We start from the raw sequence: 17424 nt of genomic DNA, 5'->3' as shown, positions 1-17424 counted from the left end.
TGCTCCTTAGAAAGGAGGTGATCCAGCCGCACCTTCCGGTACGGCTACCTTGTTACGACTTCGTCCCAATCGCTGGTCCCACCTTCGACGGCTCCCTCCCAAGGGTTAGGCCACCGGCTTCGGGTGTTACCGACTTTCGTGACGTGACGGGCGGTGTGTACAAGGCCCGGGAACGTATTCACCGCAGCATGCTGATCTGCGATTACTAGCAACTCCAACTTCATGGGGTCGAGTTGCAGACCCCAATCCGAACTGAGGCCGGCTTTTTGGGATTCGCTCCACCTCACGGTATCGCAGCCCTTTGTACCGACCATTGTAGCACGTGTGCAGCCCAAGACATAAGGGGCATGATGATTTGACGTCGTCCCCACCTTCCTCCGAGTTGACCCCGGCAGTCTCCTGTGAGTCCCCATCACCCCGAAAGGCATGCTGGCAACACAGAACAAGGGTTGCGCTCGTTGCGGGACTTAACCCAACATCTCACGACACGAGCTGACGACAACCATGCACCACCTGTATACCGACCACAAGGGGGCGACTATCTCTAGCCGTTTCCGGTATATGTCAAGCCTTGGTAAGGTTCTTCGCGTTGCGTCGAATTAAGCCACATGCTCCGCTGCTTGTGCGGGCCCCCGTCAATTCCTTTGAGTTTTAGCCTTGCGGCCGTACTCCCCAGGCGGGGAACTTAATGCGTTAGCTGCGGCACCGACGACGTGGAATGTCGCCAACACCTAGTTCCCAACGTTTACGGCGTGGACTACCAGGGTATCTAATCCTGTTCGCTCCCCACGCTTTCGCTCCTCAGCGTCAGTAATGGCCCAGAGATCCGCCTTCGCCACCGGTGTTCCTCCTGATATCTGCGCATTTCACCGCTACACCAGGAATTCCGATCTCCCCTACCACACTCTAGCCTGCCCGTATCGAATGCAGACCCGGGGTTAAGCCCCGGGCTTTCACATCCGACGCGACAGGCCGCCTACGAGCTCTTTACGCCCAATAATTCCGGACAACGCTCGCACCCTACGTATTACCGCGGCTGCTGGCACGTAGTTAGCCGGTGCTTCTTCTGCAGGTACCGTCACTTGCGCTTCTTCCCTGCTGAAAGAGGTTTACAACCCGAAGGCCGTCATCCCTCACGCGGCGTCGCTGCATCAGGCTTTCGCCCATTGTGCAATATTCCCCACTGCTGCCTCCCGTAGGAGTCTGGGCCGTGTCTCAGTCCCAGTGTGGCCGGTCGCCCTCTCAGGCCGGCTACCCGTCGTCGCCTTGGTAGGCCATTACCCCACCAACAAGCTGATAGGCCGCGGGCTCATCCTGCACCGCCGGAGCTTTCCACCAACCCCCATGCAGAGGAAGGTCGTATCCGGTATTAGACCCCGTTTCCAGGGCTTGTCCCAGAGTGCAGGGCAGATTGCCCACGTGTTACTCACCCGTTCGCCACTGATCCACCCCGAAGGGCTTCACCGTTCGACTTGCATGTGTTAAGCACGCCGCCAGCGTTCGTCCTGAGCCAGGATCAAACTCTCCGTGAATGTCTGCTCGGCAGTGCTTAATTAAAAGCACGAGCAACACCCGCGTCGAGCGGCACGACAACCACCGGAATAGGGTGGCCTCGCGCACTGCGTCCTCGCTAGTGTTTTACTTCAAAAGGAATCTCCAACCCCGATCAAGCGATCGAGGCCGGGGATGTCAACATATCTGGCGTTGACTTTTGGCACGCTGTTGAGTTCTCAAGGAACGGACGCTTCCTTCGCAGCCACTTCCGTGGCCCCTCCGGGCGCTTCGTTCTTTCGTGTTTCCATATCAGATCCGGCTCAGTGCCTTTTCCGCTTCACTTTCCGCATTTCGCTTCCGGCCTTTCGGCTTTCCGCTGTCCCCGACTCTACCAGAGTTTCAGTTTCGCTATTTCCTTCGAAAAGGACGTGCGAAACCGCCAAGCTGTTCGTCCGGGGGTTTCGCCTCCGAACCGCTCCTGCGGTCGGGGCAACTCGGAGAACATTACGCACCAGCGGCTCCGGAGTCAAACCGGCCCCGGGCAGCCGAGCTGCCCGGGGCCGGTCAGGCGCGGGTGATGCCCGCGATCGAAGGCGAGGTCAGACCTCGACCACGACCGGCAGGATCATCGGCCGGCGGCGGTAGTTGTCCGCCACCCACTTGCCGATGGTGCGGCGCACCAGCTGCTGCACCTGGCGCACCTCCAGCACGCCGTTGTCGGCGGACTTGCGCAGCGCCTCCTCCAGCTTCTGGACGACCGGGCCGAAGGCGTTGTCGTCGATGCCGGAGCCGCGGGCCTGGATGGTCGGGCCGCTGACGATCTTCCCGCTGGTGGAGTCCACCACGACGAAGACCGAGATGAAGCCCTCCTCGCCGAGGATCCGGCGGTCCTTCAGCGAGGACTCGGTGATGTCGCCGACCGAGGACCCGTCGACGTACACGTACCCGGCCTGCACCTTGCCGACGATCTTCGCGACGCCGTCGACCAGGTCGACCACCACGCCGTCCTCGGCGATCACGGTGCGGTTCTTCGGCACGCCGGTCTTGATGCCGAGATCGGCGCAGGCGCGCAGGTGGCGCCATTCGCCGTGCACCGGCATCAGGTTCTTCGGGCGGCAGATGTTGAAGAAGTAGAGCAGCTCACCGGCCGAGGCGTGGCCGGAGACGTGCACCTTGGCGTTGCCCTTGTGCACGACGTTGGCGCCCCAGCGGGTCAGGCCGTTGATGACCCGGTAGATCGCGGTCTCGTTGCCCGGGATGAGCGAGGAGGCCAGGATCACGGTGTCGCCCTCGACGATCCGGATCTGGTGGTCGCGGTTGGCCATCCGGGACAGCGCGGCCATCGGCTCGCCCTGCGAACCGGTGCAGACCAGCACGACCTCCTTGTCCGGGAGGTCGTCGAGCTGCTTGACGTCCACGATCAGGTTGCCGGGGACCTTCAGGTACCCGAGGTCGCGGGCGATGCCCATGTTGCGGACCATCGAGCGGCCGACGAAAGCGACCTTCCGCTTGTACTCGTGCGCGGCGTCCAGCACCTGCTGGATGCGGTGCACGTGGCTGGCGAAGGAGGCGACGATGATGCGCTTGTCCGCATTGGCGAAGACGTTGCGCAGCGCGGCGGAGATGTCGCGCTCGTGCGGGATGAAGCCGGGGACCTCGGCGTTGGTGGAGTCCACCAGCAGCAGGTCCATGCCCTCCTCGGCCAGCTTGGCGAAGGCCGGCAGGTCGGTCAGGCGGCCGTCCAGCGGGAGCTGGTCCATCTTGAAGTCACCGGTGGCGACGACCATCCCGGCGGGCGTGCGGACGGCGACCGCGAGCGCGTCCGGGATGGAGTGGTTGACCGCGATGAACTCGCAGTCGAAGGGGCCGATCTGCTCGCGCTGGCCTTCGACGACCTCCAGCACGTAGGGCCGGATCCGGTGCTCGGCGAGCTTGGCCTCGATCAGGGCCAGGGTCAGCTTCGAGCCGATCAGCGGGATGTCCGGGTTCTCCCGGAGCAGGTACGGGACCGCGCCGATGTGGTCCTCGTGGCCGTGGGTCAGCACGATGCCGTCGACCTTGTCGAGGCGGTCCCGGATCGAGGAGAAGTCCGGGAGGATCAGGTCGATGCCCGGCTGCTCGTCCTCGGGGAAGAGCACCCCGCAGTCGATGATGAGCAGCCGTCCGGCGTGCTCCAGCACGGTCATGTTGCGACCGATCTCCCCGAGGCCGCCGAGCGGGGTGATCCGGATCGCGTTCGGCGCGAGCGCGGGGGGCGCGCCGAGGTCAGGGTGAGGGTGGCTCAAAAGACTCTCCTTCGCGCCGCGCGCCACATGCCCGGGGGTCTCCCTGCGACATATGGCGCGCGGCTTGTACTAGCTACCTGTCAGGTCGATCCGCCCGTCACCGAGCGGCTGGCTTGCTGCGCCTCGCGCCTGCTCCGGTCCAGCGGCGGATCCCCGGGTGCGGCAACGGGGGTCCGGCGAGCCGGGGGCGCGCACGTCTCTTTGCTACAGGTGTACCCCGCCTGCGGCGAGATCCTGCTTCAATTGCGCGATCTCCTCGGGTGTGGCGTCGACCAGCGGCAGCCGGACCGGGCCGGCCGGGTGTCCCTGCAGGTTCAGCGCCGCCTTGGAGAGGATCAGGCCCTGGGTGCGGAACATCCCGGTGAAGACCGGCAGCAGGCTCTGGTGGATGGCGGTGGCCTCGGCCACCCGGCCCGCGGTGTGGGCCTCGATCATCGCGCGCAGCTGCTCGGAGACCACGTGGCCGACCACGCTCACCACGCCGACCGCGCCGACGGAGAGCAGCGGCAGGTTGAGCATGTCGTCACCGGAGTACCAGGCGAGGCCGGAGCGGGCGATCGCCCAGGCCGCGGCGCCCAGGTCGCCCTTGGCGTCCTTGTTGGCGACGATCCGCGGGTGCTCGCCGAGCCGGACCAGCGTCTCGTGGCTCAGCGCGACGCCGCTCCGCCCCGGGATGTCGTAGAGCATCACCGGCAGCCCGGTGGCATCGGCGACCGCGACGCTGTGCCGGTACAGGCCCTCCTGCGGGGGCTTGCTGTAGTACGGGGTGACCACCAGCAGACCGTGGGCGCCGGCGGCCTCGGCCTGCCGGGCCAGCTCCACGCTGTGCGCCGTGTCATTGGTGCCGACGCCCGAGATCACCTGGGCCCGGTCGCCGACCGCCGCCACCACGGCCCGCACGAGCTCCGCCTTCTCGGCGTCGCTGGTGGTCGGCGACTCGCCGGTGGTGCCGTTGAGCACCAGGCCGTCGTTGCCGGAGTCCACCAGGTGGGTCGCCAGGCGCTGGGCGCCGTCGAGGTCGAGCTCACCATCGGGGGTGAACGGGGTCACCATCGCGGTCAGAACCCGGCCGAAGGGCGCGGTGGCGAGGGCAGCTGTCGGTGTGGAGGTCGGAGCCATGGGTCCAAAAATACTCGTAGCCGATAAGGAGGCCGTGACTCCGGTCCAATGTTCGGACAGCGGGAGCCCGGAGAGCCGGCCTGAAATCCGGACACATCATAGGATTCCGGCGCCACCCGCTCGGGGGTTCAAGTGGCGCCGGAATCCGTGCCCTGAGCCTAGGGAGCGCCCGAATCGGTCGCAATCCAGACATGCCGGGCCAATGCGTCCATATGCCTATCCGGCCAGGTCAGGGCGCGACCCGACCGTGCTCGTTGAAGGCCGCATGGGTGAGCGGCATCAGCTCGGCCCAGATCGCCTCCATCCGCTCGGCCACCATCTCGATCTCCCGCTGCGGGAAGCTCGGCACCTTGGCGTTCTCCGCCTTGGTGCGCAGCGAGAGGAAGTGCATCAGCGAACGGGCGTTGCAGGTCGCGTACATGGAGGAGAACAGGCCCACCGGCAGCACCGCGCGGGCCACCTCGCGGGCCACGCCGGCGGCCAGCATCTCCTGGTACTCGGCGTAGGCCTGGGTGTAGGAGCGCTCCATCGCCGTGGTCACCGTCTTGTGCTGCTCGGCGGTGCCCTCGACGAACTCGTACCGGCCGGGGCGGCCCTGCTGGACCAGCTTGCGCTCCTGGCCCGGGACGTAGAAGACCGGCTGCAGCTCGCGGTAGCGCCCGCTCTCCTCGTTGTAGGACCAGCCGCTGCGGTGGCGGTGGAACTCGCGGAAGACGAAGATCGGCGCGCTGATGAAGAAGGTCATCGAGTTGTGCTCGAACGGGGTGCCGTGCCGGTCGCGCATCAGGAAGTTGATCAGGCCCGTGGACTTCGCCGGGTCCTGCGCCAGCGACTCCAGGGACTGCTCGCCCTTGGTCGAGACGCGGGCCGCCCAGAGCACGTCGGTGTCGGTGGCGGCGCTGCGGACCAGCTCCACCGTGACGTCGCTGCGGAACGTGGGGGTGGCCGCTGCTTCGTCGGTCACGGGTTACTCCTCAACTTGATGGCGTGGTGCATGGTCTTGCGGGCCCGCGGAGTGTCCCCGGCATCCGCGTACGCGACGGCGAGGCGGAACCAGACCCGCCAGTCGCCCGGCTCGGCCTCGGCCTCGGCCCGTCGCTTGGCGAACACCTCGTCGGCCGAGGCGCGGTCGATCCGTCCGCCGGAGGTGCGGCGCAGCTCGTCCACCGGCAGGCCGCCCTCGGCCTCCAACTCGCGCGACATCGCCTCGGTGGTGCGCCCGAACCTGACCGTCTGGCGCAGGAACCACACGCCGATGCCCGGGATGATGAACGCGCAGATCCCGATGCCGATGCCGAACGGCTTTCCGGTGGCGATGAGTTGGACGCCCTCGCCGACGCAGACCAGCGCGGTCAGCAGCAGCACGGCGGCGAGGATGAAGAAGCCGGTACGGGAGGTCATTCGCGGTTCACCGGCTCACAGGTCGAGGAAGTTTTCGAGACCCAGGGTCCGCCCCGGGGTCTGCCCGACCCGGCGCACCCCGAGCAGGATGCCGGGCATGAAGCAGCTGTGGTGCAGCGAGTCGTGACGGATCGTCAGGGTCTCGCCGGTGTCCCCGAAGAGCACCTCCTGGTGGGCCAGCAGGCCGCGCAGCCGCACCGCGTGCACCGGCACCCCGTCGACGTCCGCACCGCGGGCACCGGGCAGCCCGTGGGTGGTCGGGTCCGACTGCCGCGGCAGGCCGGCCGCGTCCCGGGCGGCGGCGATCAGCTGCGCGGTGCGGGTGGCGGTGCCCGAGGGGGCGTCGGCCTTGCGGTCGTGGTGCAGCTCGACCACCTCGACGGACTCGAAGTACTTCGCCGCCTGCTGGGCGAAGTGCATGGTGAGCACCGCGCCGATGGAGAAGTTGGGGGCGATCAGCAGCCCGACCTCGGGCAGCCGGGCGAGCCAGTGGTCCACCTCGGCGAGCCGTGCCTCGTCCCAGCCGGTGGTGCCGGTGACCACGTGGATGCCGTTGTGCAGGCAGAAGTCGAGGTTGCGCATCACCGAGTCGGGGTGGGTCAGCTCGACGGCCACCTCGGCGCCGCTCTCCACCAGGGTCTCCAGCTTGGAGCCCCGGCCGAGCGCGGCGACCAGCTCCAGGTCCTCGGCGGCCTCGACGGCCTTGACGGCCTCCGAGCCGATCCGGCCGGTGGCGCCGATCACGGCGACGCGCAGGGTCATGAGCTGTCCTTTCAGAGCAGGGGGCGTTGGTCAGACGAGGTCGGCGAGCCTGGCCGCGCGCTTGTCGGCGATCGGGCCGATCAGCGCCAGCGAGGGCCGGTGGGCGCCCAGCACGTCCTGGGCCACCTCCTGGACGTCCTCCAGGGTGACGCCCGCGATCTTCTCCAGCATCTCGTCCACCGACAGGTGGTGGCCGTAGGCCAGCTCGGCCTTGCCGATCCGGTTCATCAGCGAACCGGTGTCCTCCATGCCGAGCACGGTGGAGCCGGAGATCTGGCCGATCGCGCGGCGCAGCTCCTCCTCGGTGATCCCCTCGTCGACCACCTTGGCCAGCTCGGTGCGGCAGATCCGCAGCACCTCCTCGACCCGCTTGGGCTGGCAGCCGGCGTAGATGCCGAACAGGCCGCTGTCCGCGTAGGAGGAGGAGTAGGAGTAGACCGAGTAGGCCAGGCCGCGCTTCTCGCGGACCTCCTGGAAGAGCCGCGAGCTCATGCCGCCGCCGAGCGCGGAGTTGAGCACGCCCATCGCCCAGCGCCGCTCGTCGTGCCGCGGCAGTCCGGGCACCCCGAGCACCAGGTGGGCCTGCTCGGTGGACCGGTTGAGCACCTCGACCCGTCCCGCGGTGCGCATCGCCCGCAGGCCGCGGCGGGCCTCGGCGGGCGCCGCGTCGGACTTGGCGAGCAGGCCGGCGAAGGCCCGCTCGACCTGCTTGACCACCGTGCGGTGGTCCAGGTTGCCGGCGGCGGCCACCACCAGGTGCTCGGGCTTGTAGCGGCGCTTGAAGAAGCCGGCGATCTGCTCGCGGGTCAGCGCCTTGACGGTCTCCTGGGTGCCCAGGATCGGACGGCCCAGCGGGGCGTCGCCGTAGATCACCTTGGCGAACAGGTCGTGCACCACGTCGCCCGGGTCGTCCTCGGCCATCGCCATCTCCTCGAGGATGACGCCGCGTTCGGCCTCCACGTCCTCGGGGCGGATCAGCGAGCCGGTGAGCATGTCGCAGACCACGTCTATGGCGAGCGGCAGGTCGGTGTCGAGCACCCGCGCGTAGTAGCAGGTGTTCTCCTTCGCGGTGAAGGCGTTCATCTCGCCGCCGACCGCGTCCAGGGCGGCCGAGATCTCCAGCGCGCTGCGCTTCTCGGTGCCCTTGAAGAGCAGGTGCTCCAGGTAGTGGGTGGCGCCGTTCAGCACCGGGGTCTCGTCCCGGGAGCCGACACCGACCCAGATGCCGAAGGTCGCCGAGCGCACGGTCGGCAGCGTCTCGGTGACGACCCGCAGGCCACCGGGAAGGACGGTACGGCGCACCGTGCCGGCGCCGTCCACGCCCTTCAGCAGGGTGCGGGTGGTACCGGGGCGCTGCGTGGTCGCCGAGGCCTGGGCCACGAAGGGTTCCTCTCAAACACGGGACAACAGGGTGCGGCCCGTACGCTCCGAGTCCGGAACGTACGGGCCGCGGTGTTTCACAGCTGGTGGTGCGTCACTCGGCGGCGGCGGTCTCGCCGCCCTCCTCGCCCTCGATGACCGGGATCAGCGAGAGCTTGCCGCGCGGGTCGATCTCGGCGATCTCGACCTGCACCTTGGCGCCGACGCCGAGCACGTCCTCGACGTTCTCCACGCGCTTGCCACCGGCGAGCTTGCGGATCTGCGAGATGTGCAGCAGGCCGTCCTTGCCCGGCATGAGCGAGACGAACGCGCCGAACGTCGTGGTCTTCACCACGGTGCCCAGGTAGCGCTCGCCGACCTCCGGCATGGTCGGGTTGGCGATCTGGTTGATCGTCGTACGGGCAGCCTCCGCCGAGGGACCGTCGACCGCACCGATGTAGATGGTGCCGTCGTCCTCGATGGTGATGTCCGCGCCGGTGTCCTCCTGGATCTGGTTGATCATCTTGCCCTTGGGGCCGATGACCTCACCGATCTTGTCCACCGGGATCTTGATGGTGATGATGCGCGGCGCGTTCGGCGACATCGCGTCGGGCGCGTCGATCGCCTCGTTCATCACGTCCAGGATGTGCAGACGCGCGTCCTTGGCCTGCTTGAGCGCGGCGGCCAGCACGGAGGCCGGGATGCCGGTCAGCTTGGTGTCCAGCTGCAGGGCGGTGATGAAGTTGCGGGTACCGGCGACCTTGAAGTCCATGTCGCCGTACGCGTCCTCGGCACCCAGGATGTCGGTCAGCGCGACGTAGTGCGTCTCACCGTCGATCTCCTGCGAGATGAGGCCCATGGCGATACCGGCGACGGCGGCCTTCAGCGGCACACCGGCGTTCAGCAGCGACATGGTCGAGGCGCAGACCGAGCCCATCGAGGTGGAGCCGTTGGAGCCCAGCGCCTCGGAGACCTGGCGGATCGCGTAGGGGAACTCCTCGCGGGTCGGCAGCACGGGCAGGATCGCCCGCTCGGCCAGCGCGCCGTGGCCGATCTCGCGGCGCTTGGGCGAGCCCACGCGGCCGGTCTCGCCGACCGAGTACGGCGGGAAGTTGTAGTTGTGCATGTAGCGGCGACGCGTCTCCGGGGAGAGCGTGTCGAGCTGCTGCTCCATGCGGAGCATGTTGAGGGTGGTGACGCCCAGGATCTGGGTCTCGCCACGCTCGAACAGGGCCGAGCCGTGCACCCGCGGGATGGCCTCGACCTCGGCGGCCAGGGTGCGGATGTCGGTGACACCGCGGCCGTCGATGCGGACCTTGTCCTTGATGACGCGCTCGCGCACGATCTTCTTGGTCAGCGCGTTGTAGGCGGCGCTGATCTCCTTCTCGCGGCCCTCGAACTCCGGGAGCAGCTTCTCGGCGGCGACCGCCTTGACGCGGTCCAGCTCGTTCTGGCGCTCCTGCTTGCCCGCGATGGTCAGCGCCTTGGACAGCTCGCCCTTGACGGCGGCGGTCAGCGCGGCCAGCACGTCGTCCTGGTAGTCCAGGAAGACCGGGAACTCGCCGGTGGGCTTGGCGGCCTGGGCAGCCAGCTTGGACTGCGCGGCGCACAGCACCTTGATGAACGGCTTGGCGGCCTCGAGGCCGGCGGCGACGATCTCCTCGGAGGGGGCCTCGGCGCCCTCGGAGACCAGCTGGATCGTCTTGGCGGTGGCCTCGGCCTCCACCATCATGATCGCGACGTCGCCGTCCGGCAGCGCGCGGCCGGCGACGACCATGTCGAACACGGCCTCCTCCAGCTCGCTGTGGGTCGGGAACGCCACCCACTGGCCGCGGATCAGCGCGACGCGGACGCCGCCGATCGGGCCGGTGAAGGGCAGGCCGGCCAGCTGGGTGGAGGCGGAGGCGGCGTTGATGGCGACCACGTCGTACAGGTGGTCGGGGTTGAGCGCCATCACCGTGACGACGACCTGGATCTCGTTGCGCAGGCCCTTGACGAAGGACGGGCGCAGCGGGCGGTCGATCAGGCGGCAGGTCAGGATGGCGTCCTCGGAGGGGCGGCCCTCACGACGGAAGAACGAGCCGGGGATCCGGCCCGCGGCGTACATCCGCTCCTCGACGTCGACCGTCAGCGGGAAGAAGTCGAAGTGCTCCTTCGGCTGCTTGGAGGCGCTGGTGGCCGACAGCACCATGGTGTCGTCGTCCAGGTAGGCCACGGCGGAGCCGGCGGCCTGACGGGCCAGGCGGCCGGTCTCGAAGCGGATGGTACGGGTGCCGAAGGAACCGTTGTCGATCACGGCCTCGGCGTAGAACACGTTCTCTTCCACCTGGAAGATCTCCTCTTTCGTACGTCTCCGGGAGAGCGTCCCCGCGCTTGCCTGCCGGTGGCCCTGACCTGCCGGGCCGGTCTTCGATCGAAGCCCCCGGGTCGTCCGCTCATTCGGACTCCCGGCGGCCACTACCGAGGACCGGCGCCTCTCGGCTGCCAGGCCGCTCAGCGGTGGGCGTCTGGACGCTCTCCTGGATGCGGGCGGCTTCCGTTTGAAGCCTTCGGCCCGCAAGGGGGTCGTGCTGCTCGGGGTGAAGCGCGTGGTCGCGCCACCACCCGGCATGCCCACAACCCTACGGTGCGAATCTCGGCCGCTTTGGGAGGCGGACCGGAAATTCTGGCACCCTGCGTCTGTCGTCGAGGTCCGCAGAGCGTCTGGAGCTCGTCGGGACGTCGTCGGAAGCAGACGGCCTACAGGGGGATGGTACGCGCGAGGGGCGGCTCCCCGTGTGGGGAGCCGCCCCGGGCGGCGGTCTTAGCGGGCGCCACCGGCGGCACCGCGGCGGATGCCCAGGCGGTCGACGAGCGTACGGAAGCGCTCGATGTCCTTCTTGGCCAGGTACTGCAGGAGGCGGCGGCGCTGGCCGACCAGGATCAGCAGGCCACGACGGCTGTGGTGGTCGTGCTTGTGGAACTTGAGGTGCTCGGTCAGGTCCGAGATCCGGCGCGAAAGCATGGCGACCTGAACCTCGGGGGAGCCCGTGTCGCCCTCCTTCTGGCCGAACTCGGCGAAGATCTGCTTCTTGACGGCGGCGTCGAGGGCCACGGCAACTCCTTCTGGGGTGTCCGAGTGATCCTGGTCTACTGCACAGGATCTTTTGGAACTCGGAAGCCCCAGGGTACCAGCCGGTCAGCTCACGCCGCGGACGAGGGTGTAGATGCCGAGCACCGCCAGGGTCAGCGGGACCAGCGACATCAGCAGCAGGCTGTCCACCATGTCCAGCAGTCGGCCCCAGAAGGGTGACACGCCCAGCCGCGGCACCACCAGGGCGATCGCGATCAGCAGCGTGGCGCCGAGTGCGACCGAGCCGCCCAGCCAGATGGTGCGCAGGTCGACGGCGGTGGTGCTGGTGGCCTTGAGGATGTACAGCGGGGTGTGCAGCGACAGGCCCAGGATCAGCAGGCCCAGACCCAGCAGGCCGGCGATGGTCAGGCTGAAGACCTGCGCGGTGTAGCGGAACAGGCGGGCCCGCAGCATCGTCGAGATGCCCAGCGTCAGCGCCAGCACCTGCGGGAACATCCGGTCGCTGAAGCCCAGCACGGTGCAGGCCCCGATGATCACCGCGGCGCAGCCGCCGACCAGGCCGACCAGCACCTCGTGGCCGCGGCGCGCCTGGTGGGCGATCCGCTCGTACTGCACGGCCTCGGCCCGGCTGCTCTCCTCGGCGGCCCGGCTGCCGCGGGTGCGGGTCTGGCCGGGGGCGCTGAAGCCGACCGGGAGCCGGGCGAAGCGGGCCGAGAGGGCCGGCAGGAAGCCGATCGCGGCGAATGCCGCGACACCGGCCACGGCGGCGATGTGGTCGGCGGAGGTGCCCGGCATCAGCACGGCGGCGAAGGTGGCCAGGCTGCCGGCGGCGGAGAGCACCGCGGCGGCCACGAAGACCGAGTCCTTCTCGGGGAGCAGGCCGATCAGCAGCACCGAGACCACCAGCATGGTCACGCAGCCGACCAGGAACTGCAGGCGGCCCGGCCCGTCGTACTTGTGCGCGACGCCGAGGATGCCGCTGCCGGCGATCAGCGCGTGCGGCAGGGCGCCGATGCCCAGGGTGAGGGCCGCCATGTGGTCCTTGTAGACCCGGGCGCGCACACCGGCGAAGGCGACCAGCACCACGGTGGCCACACCGGAGAGCACCCCGGGCAGGCCGTGCATGTCGTGGGTCAGGTCGGAGAACCACAGGGCGAAGCCGAGCAGCACGATCAGCAGACCGGCGCCGATCAGGCCGAAGGCCCGCATCAGGTCCGGGCTCCAGAACCGGCGGTCGGCCTCGACGGCGCTGGCGATCGCGTCGGCCACGTCGTCGTAGACGGCCGGCGGCAGCGACTCGGCGAACGGGCGCAGACTCAGCAGGTCGCCGTCGCGCACCTGTTGGGCGGCCAGCGGCAGGCCGCTGTCCAGCACCGTGCCGTCGCGGCGCACCAGGTGGAAACCGGTGGGGGCACCGTCGGCCTGGGTCTGGCCGGAGAGCCGCAGCACCTCGGGATAGACGTCGGCGAGCGGCACGTCCTCCGGCAGGGCCACATCGATCCGGCTGTCCGGCGCCACCACGGTGACCCGACAGAATCCGGTCGCTGCGTTCGAACTCACCGGTGCTCCCCCTTGCTCACTGTCCTTCATCAACCGTGCGCCGCGTCCACCGGAGTTGGCGCTGCGTCACCCTACCGCCCGGCGGAGCGTCACCGTCCCGCACCCCGGCCGCCCCCGGCCGACGCCTGCCGCGCGGCAGCAGGACCCGGCCCTGGCTCGGCGCCCGGTCGGGCTCGGTAGGATCTGCCCCTGCGCAGGGTGCGTGCCGGGGGCGGGATGGATCGCCGCGGCGGCGCCCCGGTCCGCGTCGGGGGCAGGGCAGTCACAGGGGCGCCTCCTTCGGGACCCTTCGAGTCGCGTGAGGCTGGTGCGGTTGTAGATGAGTGTCGTGACGGTCAAGCGTCCGCCCCGGGCGTATCCGCCCGTGGTCCAGGACGAGCCCGTGGAGCTGGTCAATCCGCCCGAACTGCCCCGCGGGGGCGGCGACGACTGGGTGATGAGCCTGCTGCCGCTGCTCGGCATGGGCGGCTCGGCGGCCTTCCTGTTCAGTCCGGGTGCGGCCCCGATGATGAAGGTCATGGGCATGCTGATGGTGGCCTCCACCGCCGGCATGGGCATCGCCCAACTGGTCAAGGCCCGCAAGGGCGGCGGCGCGGGGCTGGCCGACGAGCGGCGCGACTACCTGAAGTACCTGCAGCAGATGCGCCGTCAGGTCCGCCGCACCGCCGAGCGCCAGCGCGGCGCGCAGCTCTACCTGCACCCCGAGCCGGACCAGCTGTGGTCGATCGTGGCCGAGGGCCGCCGGCTGTGGGAACGCCGGCCCAGCGACCCGGACTTCGCCCAGATCCGGCTGGGCCGCGGCGCGCAGCAGCTGGCCACTCCCCTGGTGGCTCCGCAGACCGCGCCGATGGACGAGCTGGAGCCGCTGTCGGCCGACGCGATGCGCAACTTCCTGCAGGCGCACGGCACCCTGCAGGACCTGCCGCTGTCGGTCTCGCTGCGCGCCTTCTACCACATCACCGTCTGCGGCGACCCGGACGCGGTGTACGCCAACGTGCGGGCGATGATCGCCCAGTTGACCACCCTGCACTCCCCCGACGACCTGATGCTCGGCGTCGCGGCCGCCCCCGGCGCGCTGGACGAGTGGGAGTGGGTCAAGTGGCTGCCGCACACCCAGCACCGCAAGCAGAGCGACGGCGCGGGCTCGCGCCGGCTGATCGCGGCGGGCCTGGGCGAGCTGGAGCTGCTGCTGGAGGACGAGCTGTCGGGCCGCCAGCGGTTCAGCCGCGACGCCGTGCCGACCTCGGACCAGCCGCACCTGGTGGTGGTCCTGGACGGCGCCGCGGTGCCCCAGGACTCGCTGCTGGCCTCGGTGGACGGGGTGCACGGGGTGACCGTGATCGAGGTGGTCCCGGGTGACCTGGACGAGCCGACCGGGCACCTGGTGGTCACCGTCGGCGCCGAGGAACTGCTGCTGGAGTCGGCCTCCGGGGCCTCCTACTCGGGCCGCCCCGACGCCCTGAGCGCCTGGCAGTCCGAGGCACTGGCCCGGCAGCTGGCGCCGTACCGGATCTCGGCCGGCGGCGACGACGAGCCGCTGCTGTCCAACCTGGACTTCACCGACCTGATGGGCGTGGGCGACGCCGGCTCGGTGGACACCGCCCGCACCTGGCGACCGCGTCCCCAGCACGAGAAGCTGCGGGTGCCGATCGGGGTGGGGGCCGGCGGCGAGCTGGTCCACCTGGACATCAAGGAGGCCGCGCTGGAGGGCATGGGCCCGCACGGCCTGTGCGTGGGCGCCACCGGTTCCGGCAAGTCGGAGCTGCTGCGCACCCTGGTGCTGGGCCTGGCGATGACGCACTCCTCCGAGACGCTGAACTTCGTGCTCGCCGACTTCAAGGGCGGCGCGACCTTCGCGGGCATGGCCGACATGCCGCACACCTCCGCGGTGATCACCAACCTGGAGGGCGAGCTCACCCTGGTCGACCGCATGCGCGATGCGATCGAGGGCGAGCTGAACCGCCGCCAGGAGCTGCTGCGCTCGGCCGGCAACTACGCCAACCTCAACGAGTACGAGCGGGCCCGGGCGGCCGGCGCGGCGCTGGACCCGCTGCCCTCGCTGGTGCTGATCATCGACGAGTTCTCCGAACTCCTCACCGCCAAGCCCGACTTCATCGACATGTTCATCCAGATCGGCCGGATCGGCCGATCCCTCGGGGTGCACCTGCTGCTGGCCTCGCAGCGCCTGGAGGAGGGCAAGCTGCGCGGTCTGGACACCTTCCTGTCCTACCGGATCGGTCTGCGCACCTTCTCGGCCGCCGAGTCGCGGGCGGCGATCGGCGTGCCGGACGCGTACCACCTGCCGCCGGTGCCCGGCGTCGGCTACCTCAAGTTCGGCACCGACGTGATGGACCGCTTCAAGGCCGCCTACGTCTCGGGGCCCTACCGGGCGCCGGGCCAGCAGCGGGCCAGCGGCCGGATCTCCACCGTGCAGCCGGTGCTCTTCACCGCGGCCGAGGTGCCGGTGATCGAGACGGTGGTGCAGGAGGTGGCGCCCGAGCCGGAGCAGCTGGACGACGCGCTGGTGGACACCGTGCTCGACGTGATCGTGCAGCGGATGGTCGGGCAGGGCCCGCCGGCCCACCAGGTCTGGCTGCCGCCGCTGGACGAGGCGCCGAGCATGGACCAGCTGGTGCCGCCGCTCCAGGCCACTCCCGAACGCGGCCTGACCTCACCGGAGTTCGGGGCGCTGGGCCGACTCGTGGTGCCGGTGGGCATCGTGGACCGGCCGCGCGAGCAGCGGCGCGACGTGCTCTACCAGGACTACTCCGGCGCGGCCGGCCACGGTCTGGTGGTCGGTGGTCCGCGCTCGGGCAAGTCGACCATGATCCGCAGCATGGTGGCGGGCTTCGCGCTCACCCACACCCCGGTGGAGACCCAGTTCTACCTGCTGGACTTCGGCGGCGGCGGCTTCCAGTCGCTGCAGGACCTGCCGCACGTCGGCGGGGTGGCCGGGCGCCTGGACACCGACAAGGTGCGCCGGATGGTCAGCGAGGTGCACGGGGTGCTGAACCGGCGCGAGGAGCTGTTCCGCGCCACCGGCATCGACTCGATCGGCACCTACCGCACCCGCCGGGCCGCCGGCCAGCTGCCGGACGAACAGTTCGGCGACGTCTTCCTGGTGGTCGACGGCTGGCTCACCTTCCGCCAGGAGTACGAGATCCTGGAGCCGGTGGTCACCGACATCGTGGCCCGCGGTCTGGGCTACGGCGTGCACGTGGTGCTGACCGCCGCCCGTTACGCCGAGGTCCGCCCGGCCCTCAAGGACGCCCTGCAGAACCGCACCGAGCTGCGGCTGGGCGATCCGATGGAGTCGGAGATCGACCGCAAGGTGGCGCAGAACGTGCCCAACGGCGCCCCGGGCCGCGGCCTGACCAGCGGCAAGCTGCACTTCCTGAGCGGCCTGCCGCGCCTGGACGGCTCCTGCTCGGTCGACGACCTGGTGACCGGTGTCGCCGGACTGGTGGAGGCGGTCAACGCCGCCTGGAGCGGCCCGCGGGCGCCGCAGGTGCGGATGCTGCCGGCCGTGCTGGACGGCTACTCGCTGCCCAAGGGCTTCGAGCAGCCCGAGCGCGGCATCGCCTTCGCCCTGGACGAGGTCGAGATGGCGCCGGTCTTCGTCAACTTCGAGACCGACCCGCTCTTCATCGTCTTCGGTGAGAGCGAGTCCGGGAAGTCGGCGCTGCTGCGGATGCTGATCAAGCAGATCACCGAGCGCTACACCCCCGAGCAGGCCGGCATCGTGATCGGCGACTACCGGCGCGCACTGCTGGGCGCGGTGCCGCCGGAGTACCTGGTGGAGTACGCCGCCGCCCAGCCGGCGATGACCGCGATCGTGGACATGCTGCGCGGGGCCTGCGCGCGCCGCCTGCCCGGCCCGGACGTGACCGCCGACCAGCTGCGCAACCGCAGCTGGTACAGCGGCAAGGACATGTTCGTGATCGTGGACGACTACGAGCTGGTCGCCACCTCCTCGGGCAACCCGATGGCGGCGCTGGCCGAGTTCCTGCCGTTCGCCCGCGACATCGGCCTGCGCGTGATCATCGCGCGCAACGCGGGTGGCGCGGGGCGCTCGCTCTTCGAGCCGGTGATGCAGCGGATGCGCGAGCTGGGCGGGCAGGGCGTCATGCTCTCCGGCAACCGGGACGAGGGCGCGCTGCTGGGCACCGTCAAGCCGCAGGCGCTGCCGCCGGGCCGCGGCATGTTCGTGTCGCGGCGGATCACCAGCGGACAGATGGTGCAGACGGGCTGGCTGCCGCAGCAGCAGTGAGGTGACCGGGGCGGCCCGCCAGGCCGTCACCGACAGTGGTCGAGGGGTCGGGTGCGCGCAGTCGCCACCCGGCCCCTCGGCGTTTGCCCTGTCCAGCAGCC

At 69.6% G+C, this 17424-nt stretch carries 10 protein-coding genes and 1 rRNA gene; 1 reads left to right on the top strand and 10 read right to left on the bottom strand.

Features of this window, described 5'->3' with window-relative positions:
- Positions 1 to 10 precede the first annotated feature (10 nt).
- The 10 genes from OG294_RS27230 to eccD form a co-directional block, all read right to left on the bottom strand.
- Positions 11 to 1532 (bottom strand): 16S ribosomal RNA (locus OG294_RS27230).
- Between the two features lie 561 nt (positions 1533 to 2093).
- Complete coding sequence (locus OG294_RS27225; RefSeq protein ID WP_327069172.1) at positions 2094 to 3779, bottom strand: ribonuclease J; 1686 nt, start codon at positions 3777 to 3779, stop codon at positions 2094 to 2096.
- A 204-nt stretch (positions 3780 to 3983) separates the two neighbouring features.
- Complete coding sequence (dapA, locus tag OG294_RS27220; protein WP_327069171.1) at positions 3984 to 4898, bottom strand: 4-hydroxy-tetrahydrodipicolinate synthase; 915 nt, start codon at positions 4896 to 4898, stop codon at positions 3984 to 3986.
- Positions 4899 to 5127: 229 nt separating this feature from the next.
- Positions 5128 to 5862, bottom strand: a complete 735-nt coding sequence (gene thyX, locus OG294_RS27215) for an FAD-dependent thymidylate synthase (RefSeq protein ID WP_327069170.1) — start codon at positions 5860 to 5862, stop codon at positions 5128 to 5130.
- Positions 5859 to 6299, bottom strand: a complete 441-nt coding sequence (locus OG294_RS27210) for a tetratricopeptide repeat protein (protein WP_327069169.1) — start codon at positions 6297 to 6299, stop codon at positions 5859 to 5861. Before OG294_RS27210 ends, thyX begins: the two co-directional genes overlap by 4 nt.
- A 15-nt stretch (positions 6300 to 6314) precedes the next feature.
- Positions 6315 to 7061, bottom strand: a complete 747-nt coding sequence (dapB, locus tag OG294_RS27205) for a 4-hydroxy-tetrahydrodipicolinate reductase (RefSeq protein WP_327069168.1) — start codon at positions 7059 to 7061, stop codon at positions 6315 to 6317.
- A gap of 30 nt (positions 7062 to 7091) precedes the next feature.
- Entirely contained in the window at positions 7092 to 8441 is a 1350-nt protein-coding gene (locus tag OG294_RS27200; RefSeq protein ID WP_327069167.1) for a M16 family metallopeptidase, read from the bottom strand.
- Positions 8442 to 8535: 94 nt separating this feature from the next.
- Positions 8536 to 10746 carry a polyribonucleotide nucleotidyltransferase gene (locus tag OG294_RS27195; protein ID WP_327069166.1) on the bottom strand — a complete coding sequence of 737 codons (2211 nt, stop codon included), beginning with the start codon at positions 10744 to 10746 and terminating at the stop codon, positions 8536 to 8538.
- A gap of 477 nt (positions 10747 to 11223) precedes the next feature.
- Positions 11224 to 11514: a 30S ribosomal protein S15 gene (gene rpsO, locus OG294_RS27190; protein WP_184935315.1), complete on the bottom strand. Its 291-nt coding sequence runs from the start codon at positions 11512 to 11514 to the stop codon at positions 11224 to 11226.
- Between the two features lie 84 nt (positions 11515 to 11598).
- Positions 11599 to 13053 (bottom strand): type VII secretion integral membrane protein EccD, encoded by a 1455-nt coding sequence (gene eccD, locus OG294_RS27185; RefSeq protein WP_327069165.1) that lies wholly within the window; start codon positions 13051 to 13053, stop codon positions 11599 to 11601.
- Between the two features lie 319 nt (positions 13054 to 13372).
- On the opposite strand from eccD, the gene eccCa reads away from it, so the two are divergent.
- A complete protein-coding gene (gene eccCa, locus OG294_RS27180) occupies positions 13373 to 17323 on the top strand; it encodes a type VII secretion protein EccCa (protein WP_327069164.1) in 3951 nt (1316 codons plus the stop codon).
- The last annotated feature ends 101 nt before the right edge of the window (positions 17324 to 17424 follow it).

The sequence above is a fragment of the Kitasatospora sp. NBC_01302 genome, assembly GCF_035976515.1.
In the GTDB taxonomy this organism is placed as follows: Bacteria; Actinomycetota; Actinomycetes; order Streptomycetales; family Streptomycetaceae; genus Kitasatospora.
The sequence above is the reverse complement of the archived record's forward strand: the minus strand, read 5'-3'. Positions and strand labels throughout refer to the sequence as shown.

What these genes read in the sequence shown, in the direction of transcription:
- dapA (WP_327069171.1), bottom strand. Translation starts at nt 4,898, where the DNA reads ATGGCTCCGACCTCCACACCGACAGCTGCCCTCGCCACCGCGCCCTTC.
- OG294_RS27210 (WP_327069169.1), bottom strand. Translation starts at nt 6,299, where the DNA reads ATGACCTCCCGTACCGGCTTCTTCATCCTCGCCGCCGTGCTGCTGCTG.
- dapB (WP_327069168.1), bottom strand. Translation starts at nt 7,061, where the DNA reads ATGACCCTGCGCGTCGCCGTGATCGGCGCCACCGGCCGGATCGGCTCG.
- eccCa (WP_327069164.1), top strand. Translation starts at nt 13,373, where the DNA reads ATGAGTGTCGTGACGGTCAAGCGTCCGCCCCGGGCGTATCCGCCCGTG.